The 15015-nt window shown below is 65.6% G+C and carries 13 protein-coding genes; 6 read left to right on the top strand and 7 right to left on the bottom strand.

The genetic code is table 11. From position 1 onward, the window contains the following. Nucleotides 1-172 precede the first annotated feature (172 nt). Both C8D78_RS04090 and C8D78_RS04085 read right to left on the bottom strand, forming a co-directional pair. Entirely contained in the window at nt 173-2707 is a 2535-nt protein-coding gene (locus C8D78_RS04090) for a phosphatidylglycerol lysyltransferase domain-containing protein (RefSeq protein ID WP_120950552.1), read from the bottom strand. Further along, nucleotides 2704-4014 carry an alpha/beta hydrolase gene (locus tag C8D78_RS04085; protein WP_208641854.1) on the bottom strand — a complete coding sequence of 437 codons (1311 nt, stop codon included), beginning with the start codon at nt 4012-4014 and terminating at the stop codon, nt 2704-2706. The genes C8D78_RS04090 and C8D78_RS04085 overlap by 4 nt, the downstream gene beginning before the upstream one ends. A gap of 73 nt (nt 4015-4087) precedes the next feature. Between C8D78_RS04085 and C8D78_RS20045 the strand changes: the two genes are divergently transcribed. From C8D78_RS20045 to C8D78_RS04060, 5 genes are all read left to right on the top strand, one after another. Next, nucleotides 4088-4951, top strand: a complete 864-nt coding sequence (locus tag C8D78_RS20045) for an SGNH/GDSL hydrolase family protein (RefSeq protein ID WP_120950550.1) — start codon at nt 4088-4090, stop codon at nt 4949-4951. A 144-nt stretch (nt 4952-5095) separates the two neighbouring features. Next, entirely contained in the window at nt 5096-6571 is a 1476-nt protein-coding gene (locus C8D78_RS04075; protein WP_147429541.1) for an alpha/beta hydrolase, read from the top strand. Between the two features lie 108 nt (nt 6572-6679). After that, nucleotides 6680-6883, top strand: a complete 204-nt coding sequence (locus C8D78_RS04070; protein ID WP_120950548.1) for a hypothetical protein — start codon at nt 6680-6682, stop codon at nt 6881-6883. 182 nt (nt 6884-7065) lie between these two features. After that, on the top strand, nt 7066-7671 hold the full coding sequence (locus C8D78_RS04065; protein ID WP_120950547.1) for a DUF1326 domain-containing protein: 606 nt from the start codon (nt 7066-7068) through the stop codon (nt 7669-7671). A gap of 105 nt (nt 7672-7776) precedes the next feature. Further along, entirely contained in the window at nt 7777-8439 is a 663-nt protein-coding gene (locus C8D78_RS04060) for a DUF2182 domain-containing protein (RefSeq protein WP_244208229.1), read from the top strand. A 34-nt stretch (nt 8440-8473) separates the two neighbouring features. On the opposite strand, the gene C8D78_RS04055 is transcribed toward C8D78_RS04060, so the two are convergent. The 5 genes from C8D78_RS04055 to C8D78_RS04035 form a co-directional block, all read right to left on the bottom strand. Further along, nucleotides 8474-9547, bottom strand: a complete 1074-nt coding sequence (locus tag C8D78_RS04055; protein ID WP_482762623.1) for a DNA polymerase IV — start codon at nt 9545-9547, stop codon at nt 8474-8476. A 213-nt stretch (nt 9548-9760) separates the two neighbouring features. Continuing rightward, the gene (locus C8D78_RS04050) at nt 9761-11047 is read right to left on the bottom strand and encodes an ABC transporter permease (RefSeq protein ID WP_120950545.1); all 1287 of its coding nucleotides are present in this window, start codon (nt 11045-11047) and stop codon (nt 9761-9763) included. Further along, entirely contained in the window at nt 11044-11742 is a 699-nt protein-coding gene (locus C8D78_RS04045; protein WP_120950544.1) for an ABC transporter ATP-binding protein, read from the bottom strand. The genes C8D78_RS04050 and C8D78_RS04045 overlap by 4 nt, the downstream gene beginning before the upstream one ends. 109 nt (nt 11743-11851) lie before the next feature. Then, nucleotides 11852-12451 carry a TetR/AcrR family transcriptional regulator gene (locus C8D78_RS04040; protein ID WP_167467844.1) on the bottom strand — a complete coding sequence of 200 codons (600 nt, stop codon included), beginning with the start codon at nt 12449-12451 and terminating at the stop codon, nt 11852-11854. A 174-nt stretch (nt 12452-12625) separates the two neighbouring features. Further along, entirely contained in the window at nt 12626-13417 is a 792-nt protein-coding gene (locus C8D78_RS04035) for a TetR/AcrR family transcriptional regulator (protein WP_147429539.1), read from the bottom strand. A 277-nt stretch (nt 13418-13694) separates the two neighbouring features. Between C8D78_RS04035 and C8D78_RS04030 the strand changes: the two genes are divergently transcribed. After that, entirely contained in the window at nt 13695-14972 is a 1278-nt protein-coding gene (locus tag C8D78_RS04030) for an MFS transporter (RefSeq protein WP_120950541.1), read from the top strand. Nucleotides 14973-15015 lie beyond the last annotated feature (43 nt).

Raw genomic sequence — 15015 nt, 5'->3', positions numbered from 1 at the left:
GATTCGGCCGGCCGGACTGGCGGACTTTGAATTGGGAGCGTTCCAGGCAGTGGGCTGGATCACGTGTCTTCAACGTTAGAGCGCTCTAACGGCAACGTCAAGAGTTTGTCCTGACATTCTTCCAAAGTCGATTCGCCGGCTTGGCTCCGCTGCAGAGTGGTTCTGGCGGATGTCAGCCCATGATGCCGCGCAGGAGCCGGGCGGTCTGCCGCACGGACAGGTTTGGCATGTAGGCCTCGGTGACGGCCCTGCCGATCGATGGCAGCCGCAAGGGGTCCTGATACATCATGTATAGCGCCCGGTGCTGGGGCTGGAACCGCTGCTTGAAGGCCGCGAGGGACTGGAATCCGTACACGGGCTCAAGTGCATTTCCCAGCAGCTTCAGGAAACGTTCGACCAGGGTCCCGTCCGCCGCGGCCAACGGATCTTCCCCGGGTCCGGGCGCGGAGGGCCCCTTTTCGGAGCGGGTCAGGGGCGATCCGGAGAGCGAGATGGTGTCCACCGTTTCCTTGAAACGGAGCACGGCCGAGGCGATGAGGAATTCCATGACCCCGTTGAACCCCTGGCTGTTGCGGCGCATGAAATCAAGGGTCCAGCTGACCACTTCCTGGTCGCGGAAAACGGGCAACCAGCTGGTGACTCCATGCACTTTTCCCTCCTCGTCCACGGCCAGGCAGAGGAGGACGTTGTCGTCCTTGAGTTCCTCGACGCTTCCGAGCGTGAATCCCATTTCGGGCAGCGCTTTTTCGGAAACCCAGTCCTCGGAGATTTCATTAATTTGCGTCCGCAGGCCGACGCTGAGGGCGCTGTAGACGTCCCATCGGGCCGTGATCCCAAGCTTTTGCGCCTTGTTGAGGGCAGTTCGGACGTTCTGCCATTCCTTTCCCTTGAACTCAATTCCCCGGATCGGCAGCATGGTCTCCTCCGCCACTGACACGCGTCGAAATCCCAGGCTCCTCAGCGCGTCCCAGTTGGCGTCGGTGACCGAATACCAACACGGAGTCAGGGACTGGGCGGTGCAGAAGAGAATGAACTCCTGGGAGGCCGCCTCGAAGTCCTCAGGATTTCCGAACGGGCCACCCACGGTGAGGGCAACGTTGTAATGCATCTGGTAGGCGATCCCGACGGTTCCGGCGGCGTTGAACCAGTATCGATTGTTCGGCCACAAGGCCATCCAGGACAGCGAGTTTCCGCCCCGGCGCACCAACTCTCCGGCCCTTGCCAGATCGCTCTCGGGGCGGTGGCTCCTTATCCGGCGGCTCAGGAAAAGGAGCAAGGCGCTGACCAGGCAGACGAGCCAAAAAGCTGCGCCTCCATAGCTGAACAACAACGGAGAGAAGAAACCATGCGGGTAAACCGACACGGAATATCGGAAGGAGAACGGGTACGGCAGGAACATCCGCGGCAGGGTGGTCAGCAGCGCCAGCAGCCCCGCCCTTCGGTAATAGTTGTCCTCCGCAAACCATGCGGCCACGTAGCCGCCGGCGAACACCGCGAAGACGGACGGGAGCAGAATGAGCGTGCGCCTGCGCAGCACCGGGTCCGTGTCGACGATGAAATGCCGGCGGTTGGCGTAGAGGAGACCCGCAATCACAAAGGGCACGAGCACCACAGGCAGCACCTCGACCACCCCCGGGCCGACGGGGAGCACCCGCCCGCCGCTGCGGGTATAGAGACCGAACAGGGAAAAGAGCTGCAGGTACACCGCCGAGAGCACGCCGATCACCAGGTGAGCGGATATGGCCGCCCAGAGGGCGATCCTGTTCCCGCGGCGAAGCCCTTCGGCGCAGACGAGCAGCAACACCAGTGGCACCAGCGACAGCGCTACCCCTCCGGGGCCGTCCAGGCCGGGGCTGTGAATGACCTGGGCGCAGCTCAGGTCCACGGCTGCAGGACAATTGGCCTGCAGCTGGTTGATGGTGGGAACCGGATTGACAATGAGATTCCGCAGGATGGCCAGGGGACCCGACGGCGCCTGCGCCAGGCCGGCCATCACCGGGCCCGCGGCGAAGACGGCAACTATCATCGACAGCAGCGCCCGGGTCTCGCGGCTGGTCGAACGCATGAAATGCGCCTCGGCCGGGCGTGGGCTCATCACGGCGGCCAACCCGAATCCGCAGAGGACGCCGAGGAAAGCCAGCAGGTTCTGCGGGTGCCCGATATACAGCAGCAGCATCAGAGTCACTGCGAGGATCAGAGAACGCAGCCGGCGGCGCCACAGGGCACTGATCAACGGGCTGGCCGCGATGACAGCGGCCAACGAGGCCGCGTACGGTCCGGCGAGCGGGGCGTGCAGCATTCCGGCCAGCCATTCGCTTCCCAGCGCCACTCCGAGCGGAACCACTGAGAAATAGAGGACCAACGCGCCAAGGTGACCTGCCATGAAGGCCACGGCCGTCCGCCGCGTGCCCATGGTCGCCTCGGCGAGGCCCACGAAGCCTAAGAGCACCGCGCTGGCAAGCAGATGGGAGGCAAGGTTTCCGGAGAAGAACGCCGAGGAGAAAACTGTCCACCACCTGCCCTGAGCCAGCGACTGGAGGCTGACCGGCACCTCGTGCTCGATGGCCGGCGGGGGACCGGAAAGCATGGACCCCGTAGCGATGGCTGCGGCCCAGAGCAGCGTGGTGAGAGCTAGGGCCAGCGGGACTTTGCGCGCCAGCCGCCCCGCAGCCCTCAGCCACCGCCGGGGGCCGGGGAGTACGCTCACGGTGCCAACCCGAGCGGGCCGGCCATGAAGTCCATCGCGGTCTGCATGGAACCCAACACCACTGCCCACGAATGGCCAGCGCCGGGCACGATGTCGGATTGGACATGCATCTCCGCCTTGGTGGCCGCCGCGGCAAGGACGGTGGCGTTGGCGCTGAATTCCGGGTCGTCGGCGCCCGCGGCGAAAAAACCATGGATATTGGGGTACCGATGCTGACCCAATAACGTCAGCGGAACCTGTGCCGTGAAGGCGGCCAGATTTCCTGCGAATGCCTGATCGGCCGTCTGCTGGCGGGAAACGGCGAGTGCGGGTTCGCGCTCCCCGGAGAAGCTCATGAAGTTTGGGTAGATCTGCGGATGGCGGGTTGCCATCTGCACCGCACATGTACCACCAAAGGAAAACCCGCCGATCGCCCAATGCTTCGGATTCGAATCGACATCCAGGTTGTGACGGATCCACTCCGGCACGTCGACGCTCATATAGGTGTCCGTCTTGGCAAATGTCGTGTCCATGCACATCGTGTTGCCGTCTTCCGTGCCGTTGGGGTCAGGGATGACGACGACGGGCGCCAGCCCGTGATGCTGGGCCGCGAAATGGGACATCGCCGCCACGAGGCCACCGCTGACGGTCCACACGCCCGGCCATCCGGGCTGGCTTCCCACCAGGACAAGGACGGGCAGCTTGGGCCGATTCTTCAGCAGGTACGCCGGCGGCAGGAAGACGAGGGCGTCGCGTCCGTGCCAGCCGGAAACGGTCCCGGGGATCGGCGCGAACCGCAGGGCTCCGTTCGCCGCGAGATGCGCCGGCTCATGCCAGTGCTCATACAACGGTGCAGTTTCCACGGAGATCCGGTCGCCGTGTTTTTCCAGGGCCGACTCCAGGGGCAGGAGCGTCGACGACGGAACGCCGAGCAGGTCCCCTACGGTGGGCAACAGCCCGAAATAAGCGTTGATTTGGAGACCGCAGACGGCGATCACCAGCAGGCCCGCAAGCGGGGCAAGAACGCGGCGCCAACGGCCGCTCAAGGAAAAAGTGGCGATTGTGGCTACAACGCCGAAGACCCCAAGGGCAGCCCAACCCACCACCTCAATGGGAAGATCCTCCGGCCACACGTAGAAGACATGCACCAGCAGCCACGCCAGGAGCAGGCACACCGCCGCCGAAGCCGCCAGCGCAGCGGCAACGAAGATCCACCAGCGGCGGCGGCGGCGCCACAGCAGGAAAACGATCGAAGCGGCTCCCAGAGCAAAGAGAGTGACGGGAAGCCAGCCCTCCAGCAGGCTGAGCCCGTAGAACCAATGACGCAACCGAATCCTCCGAATATCCCCGACAAACTCCCCGATACTACCGGCGGGAACTTGGAGTTCACTGGGTGCGGGAATGGAACAGGCTGGCAAAGGCTGGCGGGTCCTTTTTTGGGTCCTGTTATGGTGGACACCACGTTATCGACCACCTCACGTCCGTTGGGTCAGCCTCTTGAAAACACGCTTGCGGCGATACGCCCGCAGTCTTCTTGTACTCACAGGCGTCGCTGCCCTGTCCGTTGGGGCCGCGGCCGCCGCCCCCGTCGCGTCCCAACTGCTGGGCCACCCGCCCGACTCCAGGCAGCCGACGCCGACGCCGACGCCGACGCCGACGGTGTCGGTGTCGAGTACCGTACCTCCGCCCGCAGCGCGGATAGTGGTGATCGGTGACTCGCTCAGCACGGGATTAGGAACGAGCCCGGATATGGCATGGCCTAATCTGGTCCGGAACGGCACCAGCGGAGGCAAGCGTCCCCTCGCCATTGTCGATGCGGCAGTCAACGGCAGCGGCTACGTCAGCCAAGGTGACGGCGGATCCACATTCCTGTCCCAGGTCGACGGAAGCGTTCAAAAGACGACGCAAATGGTGCTGGTTTTCGGGTCCGAAAATGACATGGGCACCGACGGTTCGGTGCTGAAAGAGGCCGTCTCCAAAACTCTCGCTGAGATTAGCGCCAAAGCCCCCGACGCCAAGATCGTCGTGGTCGGACCGCCGTCGTACACCAACGCGCCCGAGCCGGCCCGCCTTCAAGTCCGTGATGAGGACCGAGCCGCGGCAACCGAGGCGGGCGCCGTGTTCGTCGATCCCATCCAGGAGCAATGGATTATGGGGCACGCTGAGGAACTGATCGGGCCGGACGGAGACCACCCCAGCGCGGATGGCCAGCACTACTTGCAGGAAACCATGGAAAAAATCATCCTGGCTAATCTCCCCGAATGACTGCTGGAGGGCGCCAGTGCGGGCCCAAGGCCGCGCTTTTCCTGTCTTGCCCGCCGGCATGAAGTTCGCGGTCCCGTCCCGCGGCTACGAGGAACCTGTCTGGTCTTTCGGCAATTTCCCAGTTCGGATTCGTAATATGGCGTGGTGATCAATGTCAATAGCCTGCCGCTGACCAGCGGTGCCGCTCCCGTCGTTCTCGACGTGTTGGCGCTGGCGGCACTGATTTGGCTGCTGGTGGGACCCCGCCGACACCTGCAGCGGGCAGTTCCCATAGCAGTTGCTTCGACGTTCGCGCTCACAGTCGGGCTCTGGTTCGTCTCAGAACTGCTTTGGAATCTCTGGGGCGCACCGCTGCCCCTTGCTGTCTATTGCTTCATCGCCATAGGCATTCTGGCCATGATTCTCGTCATTCCTAAAGTGATGGTCCAACGGAGTCTTTGGGTCCGGATCTCTACCCCGGTGGTTGCCGCCGTCGTTGTTCTCGCTTCTGCGTCCCTGGTGAACCAGGACTTCCAGTATTACCCCACCCTGGGGTCCCTCTTTGAGGATTCAGGCGTCGCAATCGAGTCCCTCGCGCAACTCAAACTTCAACAACCTTCGGCCGTGAGAATGTCGCCCACCCCCACACGGGAGGCGACCTGGACTCCGCCGGCCGACATGCCACGCGACGGCGTCGTGATCCGAACCTCCATCCCGGCCACGATCTCGCATCTGCCCGAGGCGCCCGGTTACGTCTACCTTCCCCCGGCTTTCCTGGGATCCCCGAGGGCGAATCTGCCCGTCCTTGTCCTGATCCACGGGGTGCCAGGCGGATCGTTCGACTGGCTCCGGGGTCCCCAGATTGCGCAGTTCATGAACGGTTACGCCCAAGATCACAAGGGCCTGGCGCCCGTGGTCGTCATGCCCGACGCCGGGGCCATCAACGCGAAGTATCCGCCGCTCTGCCTCGACTCCAGACAAGGCAAGGGTGCGACGTACCTGACCCAGGATGTGCCGAACTGGATCAAGAAGACCTTCGGTGCCGGAACCTACTCACCCGGACAATGGGCCATTGGCGGCTTCTCCTACGGGGGGACCTGCGCCATGCAGCTGGCCACCAATTACCCCAATGTCTACCCCACCTTCATCGACAGCTCGGGCGAAAACGAACCCACGATCAATCAGGGCCGGAGCGAACTCGTCAGGGCGTATTTCGGCGGCAACGAGGCGGCGTTCGCCAAACAGAACGCTCTGGATGTGCTCAAAACCCGCCGCTACACAACCTCTGCCGGGGTGGTCACTGTTGGCGCCTCGGACAGCTTCTATCGACCGCAGGGCATTGAAGTGTACGAAGCGATGAAGCAGGCGGGAATGGACGTTCAGCTGCAGGAGGCTCCCGGCGGTCACGCCTGGCCGGCCTGGAAATACGGCGTCTACAACAACATGGACTGGCTGATGGGGCGTCTGACCGCCGGTACGGGCCGGCCCCTGGTCGCCCCGAAACCGCAGCCGGCCACGGGGACGTGGAGGGCGGGAACCACGACGCCGGGGTGGAAGCGGCCATCCGGGCCGCTCGTGCGGTCCACGGCGAGCCACGCTGCCGGCCACAGGCGCGGCTCCGGCGTCGAGCGGATCGCGTGACCGCCAGCTCATGACGCGAACCCCGGCGGAGGCCAGGAGAACTGCCGGATCACCCCCGGGGTCCGCCGTTCAGGAGTAGGGTTTGCCTTGGCAGGCGAAAGGGGTCAAATGAGCTACAAGTATCGAACCGTTCGGGTTCGCGGCACTGAGTTGATTGGAACCATTGCGCGAAAGCACGGCGGCGCGCCCGAGATCTACGAAACCGCGCAAGACGCGAACACCTCAGTAGTTCCGGTGTTTTTCCAGGCAACCGGCGAGGTCCGCTTCTTCGACAGGTCAGTGCTGGAGGACGTCGTGACGCCGGCCACCTAACCGCCGTCACGCATCTTTGGAGCTGACACCACAGCATGCCTGCGGCCCGTCGCGCACCCTCGATTGGAAGCGCCGGGCGGGCCGGGCGGGGCCCTGACCGTGGGTTGCCGCCAGCCGTTGACACTGCTCAGGGCCGCGAGGAGACTTATTTTTTGGGGGGCCTCTTTGAAAGGAGCCCCAAAATGCCGTGGCATGTCGAGGGCACATATTTTGAGAATTGCAATTGCGATATGGTCTGCCCGTGTTCGGCGTCAGGGCTGACCGCACCGGCCGATAACGAACGCTGCAACGTGGCCCTGGCCTTCCACGTCGACACCGGCGAAGTGAACGGCGTCGACGTCGGCGGCCTGACAGTCTGCGTCGTCGCCGACACTCCGGCCCTGATGGGTGACGGCGGCTGGAAGGTCGCTGTCCTGATGGACGCCGCCGCCTCGGCTGAGCAGGCCGAAGCTCTCGGTGGAGTCTTCGGCGGACAGCTCGGCGGCCCGATGGCTGGCCTCGCCCCCTTGATCGGTGAAATGGCGGGCATGGAATCGCTCGAAATGGCCTACGCCGACGACGGACGAACCCACCGGGTCCGCATTGGCAGCGCCGTCCACATGGAGGTCGAGGACTTTGTGTCTCCACTGGACTCCACAGGGCTAGGCGTGAAAATCAGCGGGGTCGGATTCCCAGCCGATACTCTGGCGGCCGGCACGTCCAGCGCCGCCAGCGTAGACGTGTTTGGGATGACCTGGGACAACGCCGGGAAGAACTCCTTCTCGGCCCCCTTCGCCTGGTCCGATTAGGTGCCGGGCAGCAGCGGCCTGACAGCCAGCCGCCATGCCGCAGAATGGGCGTTGATCGGGTGCGCCGCGCTGGCGTGGTACCTCACTTTCGCAGGCCTAGCCGACATGTCCGCAGGCCCGGGAACCATGGGACTGGAGCTCTGGGGTTTCCTGGGCGTGTGGACGCTGATGATGGCTGCCATGATGTTGCCGGCGCTGGCGCCCCTCACGTCCACGTACCTCAGGTCCATCCGTGCCGTCCGCAGCCGCCGGGTCAGGGCCATCCGAACCACCGCCCTGGTGAGCGGCTACCTCCTGACGTGGATCGGATTCGGAGTGGTGGCTTACGCGGCCGCGCAGCTCTCTGCCCTGCTGGCTGAAGACGCGGCAGATATCGCTCCCTGGGTGGGGGCCGGGGTGCTGGTGGCGGCCGGCGCCTATCAGTTGACCCCGCTGAAGGATTTCTGCCTCAGGCATTGCCGGTCGCCCGTCGCCTTCCTGTTGCACGTGTCCGGGTACAAGGGCCGCCTGCGCGATGTTCGCGTCGGCATGTACCACGGCGTGTACTGCGTGGGCTGCTGTTGGGGGCTCATGGTGGTCCTGATTGCAGTTGGCGTGATGAACCTGGCGTGGATGGCGGCGCTCACTGCGGTTATCTTCCTGGAGAAGACGTGGAAATACGGGCCGGCCCTCAGCCGGATCGCCGGAGTCGCGCTGATAGTTTTCGGGCTCTTTGTCCCGGCGCACCCGGAGCTGCTGCCCGGGCTCCACATGGCCGCAGGCATGTGAGGGAAGGGGCTCGGCGTCGTCGGCCAATCCTCCGTCACCAGCCGCCGCGCGTCGGCGTGTGCCCCTTCCGGGCATCGTCGGGCATTGCCATCTCGGCCCGCAGGCCCAGGAGCCGGATGGGCCGGCCCGCTTCGATTCCGGCTGCGAGGTCCAGGGCCCGCGCCAGGATTTCGTTCCGGTCGAATGTCTCGGGAATCTTCCTGGCATGGGTCGTGGTGAGGAACGGCGCGTAGCGCACCTTCAGGGTGAGCCCAATAACGGGCCGTCCTTCGGCCAGAACATCCTCAAGGACACGGGCTGTCAGCTCCCGTAGGGCGTCGTCCACCTGGGCGGGGTCGGTCAGGTCCCTCTGGAAGGTGGTCTCCCGGCTGTGCCCGCGGGCAACCCACGGGGTGTCGTCCACGACGCTGGCGCCGTCCCCGCGGCCGAGCTCCGCGTACCAGGGACCCATCCGGGGGCCGAACTCCGGGACCAGGTCCTGGGGGTCGGCCGCGGCGAGCGCTGCGACGGTGTTGATGCCGAGTTTGGCCAGCCGGGCCGACACCTTGGTCCCGATGCCCCACAGTTCCTTGGTGGGTCGGCCGCCCATGACGTTAAGCCAGTTCCCGGCCGTGAGACGAAAGACGCCGGCCGGCTTGCCGAATCCGGTGGCGACCTTGGCCCGGACCAGGGTGTCGCCGATTCCCACGCTGCAATGCAGGCGCGTTCGCGCCAGGACAGCGGCCTGCACCTGCCGGGCGTAGGCCTCCGGATCCTCAGTCTCAATCCCCACAAAGGCTTCATCCCAACCCAGCACCTGCACCGTCGCGCCGGGCTGCTCGCGCAGGGTAGCCATCACCGCTTCAGACGCCGTCAGGTAAGCCTCGTGATCTACGGGCAGGACCACAGCGTCAGGGACTTTCCGGGCCGCAATGCGTAAGGGCATTCCGGAACCGACACCGAAGGCCCTGGCCTCGTAGGACGCGGTCGATACCACAGCCCGTTCCATTGGGTCGCCCCGGCCGCCCACAATGATCGGCCTGCCCGCGAGCTCCGGGCGCCGGAGCACTTCGACCGCCGCGATGAACTGGTCGAGATCGACGTGCAGCACCCACCGGATTGCGCTCACGCCACCAGTCTGCCCGAAAACATCCTGGCAGGCATCGGCTTTCCAGCCCGAGTCTATTTGCTTCAGTTACCCCCTTTGATCACTTCCGCCGCAGGGGACGGCGGCGGGTCCGTTCAGGGGATGGCCCTCCGCCGGGGGTGCCGCTCTCCCCGGCAGACCGCCGCACGGCCCGTGCGGCGGTCTGTGCCGGCGAAAGAACGTCAGCCGTGCGGCCTATTCGTAGCGGAGGGAGTCGATGGGGTTCTGCCGTGCGGCCCGCCAGGCCGGCAGGGTTCCGGCGACGAAGGCGATGGCCATGACCAGGAGGATGACGCTGGCCACCGGGACCGGAGCGAAGGCGAGGATGTGTAGGCCGGCCAGATCGCTGAGGGGTCCTCGGGCGAGGGCGCCGCTGACCGCGGTGCCGAGTCCGATGGCGGCGGCGGAGCCGATGGCGCTTCCGAGGAAGCCGATGAAAGCCGCTTCGGTGCTGAAGAGCGCGAAGACGGATCCGCTGCCCATGCCCATGGCCTTCATGAGCCCGATTTCCCGGGTGCGTTCCTGCACGGACATCAGCAGGGTGTTCACGATCCCGAAGCCCGCGGCGACCAGGGCGATGACGGCGAAGGCATCCAGGACCCCGATGATGCCGTTGATGACGGTTTTGACGGTGCCGATCCGGTCGTCGAGGGTCTGGGCGGTGTAGCCGGCGGCGGCGAGCCCGGCCTTCATGTCGTTAATCTGGGCGGCGGACGAGGGGGCGAAAGTGGCGGTTGCGTTTGCCCAGGCGGTCTTTGTCGCGGCCGGTGCACCGGTGCCCTGCGCATCGGCGAGGGCGGTGGAGAGGGCCTTGTTGATGAAGGCGCCGCCGCCGCCCAGCAGGGCGCTCTGTTCGACGCCGGTGATGCGGGCGGTGATCGGGTGCCTGGTCCCGGTCGCGTCGGTGATGCCGATCGTGGTGTCCTGGCCGACGGCCTGGTTGTTGTCCGCGAAGCCCAGGGGCGCCACGTAGCTGGCGGGAAGGATCAACTGTGGCTGAGTTCCGGAGTCGTCCAGGCCTGTGCCTGCGGCGAGTTGGGGCTGCGCCCCGGCCAGGGGACTGACGGTCAGCTGGTACTTGTCGTGGCCCTTCCACTGGATGTAGTCCGGGTTGAGTCGGGTAACCGGTGTGACGCCGGTGATGCCGGGGATGGCCCCGATGGCATTCAGATCGGACTGGCCCAGGGCGAGCTGGGTTGAGCCGGGCCGGCCGCCGGCCGCAAGGACCCTGGTGCTGGCGTCGTATTTCTTTGGTCCGGAGCCGGGATTGCCGCTGGTGTCGGTCTTGCCGACGGTGAAGGAGTTGTTGGAGCCTACGGCGGCGATCTGGCTGTCGATGTAGTTCGAGATACCGGTGCCGAGGCCGTTGGTGATGGTCAGGGTGAACGCTCCGACGAAGATGGCCAGAATGGTCAGGAACGTGCGCAGTTTGCTGCGGAGGCTGTTGGTCATGGCGGTCTTCAGGATTTCGAGCGGTTTCATGCCGCGTGCTCCTCGTCGGTGGTGATCAGCAGGCCGTCGCGGATATAGAGACGGCGGTTGAAGCGGGCGGCCAGGTCGTGGTCGTGGGTGACCGTGATCAGGGTGATGCCGTGGTTGGCATTGAGGTCGAAAAGGATGTCCTCGACGATGCGCCCGGTGGCGGTGTCCAGGTTCCCGGTGGGCTCGTCAGCGAACAGGACCTGGGGGTTGTTGACCAGGGCCCGGGCGATCACGACCCGCTGTTTCTGGCCGCCCGAGAGGTCGCCGGCCTTATTGCGCGCTTTGTCCGTCAGTTCGAGCTGTTCGAGGACGGTCATTCCGCGGGTCCGGCGCTCGCGGGCGCCGACGCCGGCGATCTTGAGGGGCAGCACAACGTTTTCCAGGACATTGGACGCCGGGTTGAGGAAAAACTGCTGGAACACGAAACCGAACATCGAGTTCCGCAGTGCATTGAGCCGACGCCCGTTCAGGGTTTTCGCGTCGGTCCCGTCCACGTGGATCTGGCCGCCGCCGGGGGAGTCCAACAGAGCGAGAAGATGCATCAGGGTCGATTTGCCCGAGCCGCTCTTACCCACGATCGCCACGGAATCACCGCGATCGATCTCCAGAGTGACGCCTTTGAGGGCATCGAAGCGGTCGGGCCCGCGCCCGTAGGTCTTGGTCAGGTCGCGGGCGGACAGGATTGGCACAGACATGGGGTTCCAATCAGGAGTCGGAATGAAAATCGGAATGTAACTCGGAACATAAATGGGTCATGGGCGTGGGCAGGGGCAGCCGGGCCGGCAGCACTCCGGGGTGCGGCGGTCAAAATCCGGGTGGCAGCAGCCCGGTGGCGATCCGCGCCGCGGCGTCGAGGATGTCTTCTTCGGCGGCATCGAGGTCGCGGGCCGCCATGCCGGTCATGTTGATGATGAGCAGGGAAAAACGTACCCGGAGCTGGTCTTCGACGCTGGCGTCCGGCGGGGTCAGGACGGCGAACAACTCGCCGACGACGGCGGCCATCCCGCCGGGCTGCCCAGGTTCGCCCCGGATGTCACGGACCAGGCGGTAGTTGGCGCCGAGGAAGCGGAACATCCGCAGCCCCTGGTTGTGCATGATGGCGGTCCACCGTGCAAGCACCTCCCGGCGCAGGGCCGGGCCAGGCTCCTGCGCGCGGGCCCATTCCACCAGGGCGGTGACCTCGGCCAGCATGGTCTCGATCAGCGCCCGGACAATGGCTTCCTTGCTGGTGAAGTGGTAGTACAGGGCCGCCTTGGTGATCCCCAGCTGTTCGGAGATCTGCCGCATCGACGTCGACTCGTATCCCTGGTCCGCAAACAGGCGCAGGGCAACCGACTGGATCCTTGCCCGCGTCCCGCCCAAGCCGTCCGGCGCACGCTCCGCCGCGTCTTCGATCTTTGCCACCACAACCTTCATTCCTCGGGGATTTCGCCAGTCAGCGCGCCGGATAACTAACCGGCCGGTAAGTGCACGCCAAACGTACGGTATCCAGTTGAAAGAAAGCTGGGAAGCCCGCGGCTCAAGGCCGGGGTCGTCCGCGGGCGGCGCCCGCCCGCCGTCCTGTCGGGATTTCGTGACCTAGGATCCTGTCCCCTCGGATCCCGAGCCGGTGTTCCCCTGCTGTTGCGGCGGGTGGGACCCGGCGAGCGCATCGCGGACAAGTGTCAGGTAGGCGTCGTTGGTGTACAGACCGTGGGTGTAGATCTCCCCGGCAGGCAACGCCAGGCGGAGCAGCATCTGCTGCTGCGAGGCGGGCAATCCGAGGGCGCGTTCGATGTGCGGGGCCATGGTGACAAGGCCCAGCATCGTGGTGGCGATCAGGACCGCCAGCGCGCGCGGGTCATCGGAGGGGCGCATCGTGCCATCCCTGATGTTGTCCCTGATTATCGATTCACTCTCATCGACCAGGACGTCGACAAGCCGGGCCGCGGCCGGGGTGTTTTCGGCCACGGCGCGTCCAAGGTAGCTGATTTGGGCCTGGTAGCTGCCGGGATTGGCCTGGTAGGACATCATGACCTGCCTCATGCCCTCCAACGTGGCTTTTTCATGTGCCCACCCGACCAAGGCCTGGAGCACGTACTCGTCGCATGCCTGCCGGAGTCCCTCCTCGCTTCCGAACAGCGCCACGACGTCATCGGCGGTGACCGCGGCAGCGCGTGCAATCTCGTCGAGGCCAGGCCTGCTGAACCCGACGGACGCGAAATGGGCGACGGCGGCGTCGCGGACCCGCACTTTCGCGCCGTCGTCCCGTTGGCCGCCGGCGGGGGGAGGGTTGCCCGCGTCGCCTCCTGCCAGCAATGCCCATTGCATCAACCGGCCCATCAGACCGCCCACGTGGATCACGTTCCCTCCGCCGTACCTTGAACTCAACGTCTGCTCTGTATCCAGTGAATTCTTTGGCCGGGTAATCAGGACAGGGAACTAAGCCCTTTTTCGTGACGGCGGCGTGGCGGACGGGAAGCCGGGGAGGCTGCGGACGTAGCGGAACCGGGGCGCCAATGACGGGGCGCCGAGACGATTTCCGTCTGGACATTCGTGGGCGATTTCTACCTAGACTTGGCCCTAGCGGAGCGTCGGGAGCCAAAGTTTCCAGCCTCGATTCCGGGGAGCGCTGCCGGCCAAGACGCCGCGGAAAGGCGGTTCCGTGATGCCCCCTGACAGGACCGGCACTTCGGCGGACGGGATAGCGCCCGGGGCGCCGCAGCCCAAGCGCGCGGCTGACCTCCTGCGTGCGCTGCGGGTGCGCAACTTTGCCCTCTTCTGGACGGGCCAGTTGATCTCCGGCACCGGCACATGGATGCAGATGGTGGCGATGGCCTGGATCGTGCTGGAGATCAGCGGGTCGGCAGCTGTCCTGGGTATGGTCACGACACTGCAATTTCTGCCGCTGTTGATGTTCGTGCTGCCTGCCGGCGTCCTGGCGGACCGTTTCCCGAAGCGGACAATCATGCTCACCGCCCAGACCCTGGCCGCGCTGCAGGCGGTTGTGCTCGGCTTCCTGGCTCTGACCGGATCCCCTCAGATCTGGCAGCTGGCCCTCCTGGCCTTCACCCTCGGAGTGTCCAACGCATTCAATTACCCCGCTCAGCAGGCGTTTGTCCCGGAGCTGGTGGGCTCCGCGCTGGTGCCCGAGGCCGTGGCGATGAACAGCGTGCAGTTCAATTCCAGCCGGATGATCGGCTTCGCGCTGGGTGGGCTGGCCGTGGCAAGGCTTTCGGCCGCGGCCGTGTTTTTCATTAACGCCGCGAGCTTCACGGCGGCTCTTGCCGCCTTGCTGGCCCTCCGCACCGGCGAGCTTCGCCTCTCCCGCAGCAGACCGGCCCGCCACGGCGCCCTGCGCGAGGGCTTCCGCTATGTTGCCCACACCCCGGCCGTTCTCTTTGTCCTCGGCGCACTGGCCGTGGTGGGCACCTTCGGCTACAACTGGCCGGTCGCGGCGCCGCTGCTGGCCCGCGATGTGCTCAATGTTGAGTCGGTAGGCTTCGGTGCGCTGATGTCCGCGTTCGGTGCCGGCTCGCTGGTGGCCGGTGTTGGCCTGGTGGTCGTCGGCGGCAGCAGCGAACGTCGCATGATCACCTCCGGGGCTGTTCTTGCCCTGACACTGGTCCTCCTCGGCGTCTCCCGCGTGTACCCGGTGAGTCTGGGGCTCATGATGCTGGCGGGCCTCAGCGGCACGGTGTTCACAACGACGGTCAACACCCGTCTTCAGGGACTCACGCCGGACCGGCTCCGCGGCCGGGTGATGAGCCTGTTCGTGCTGCTGCTTGCCGGCACCACCCCGTTCGGTTCGGCACTTCTGGGACTGGGCGCCGAAGCGTTTGGAATCTCGGCCGCGGTCATCGCGTTCGGCGCCGTCACCCTGGCAGGGCTTGCCGTCCTGCTCGTCCTGCACGCCCGGCGGCCCCGGCCAGGCCGTGCCCGATGATGCGGGGATGAGAGGAGCCGCCTTCCGTTCAAGCACCATCCCG

Origin of the sequence: Arthrobacter oryzae, from assembly GCF_003634095.1 — a bacterium.
In the GTDB taxonomy this organism is placed as follows: domain Bacteria; phylum Actinomycetota; class Actinomycetes; order Actinomycetales; family Micrococcaceae; genus Arthrobacter; species Arthrobacter oryzae.
This window is presented reverse-complemented; position numbering and strand designations above follow the sequence as displayed.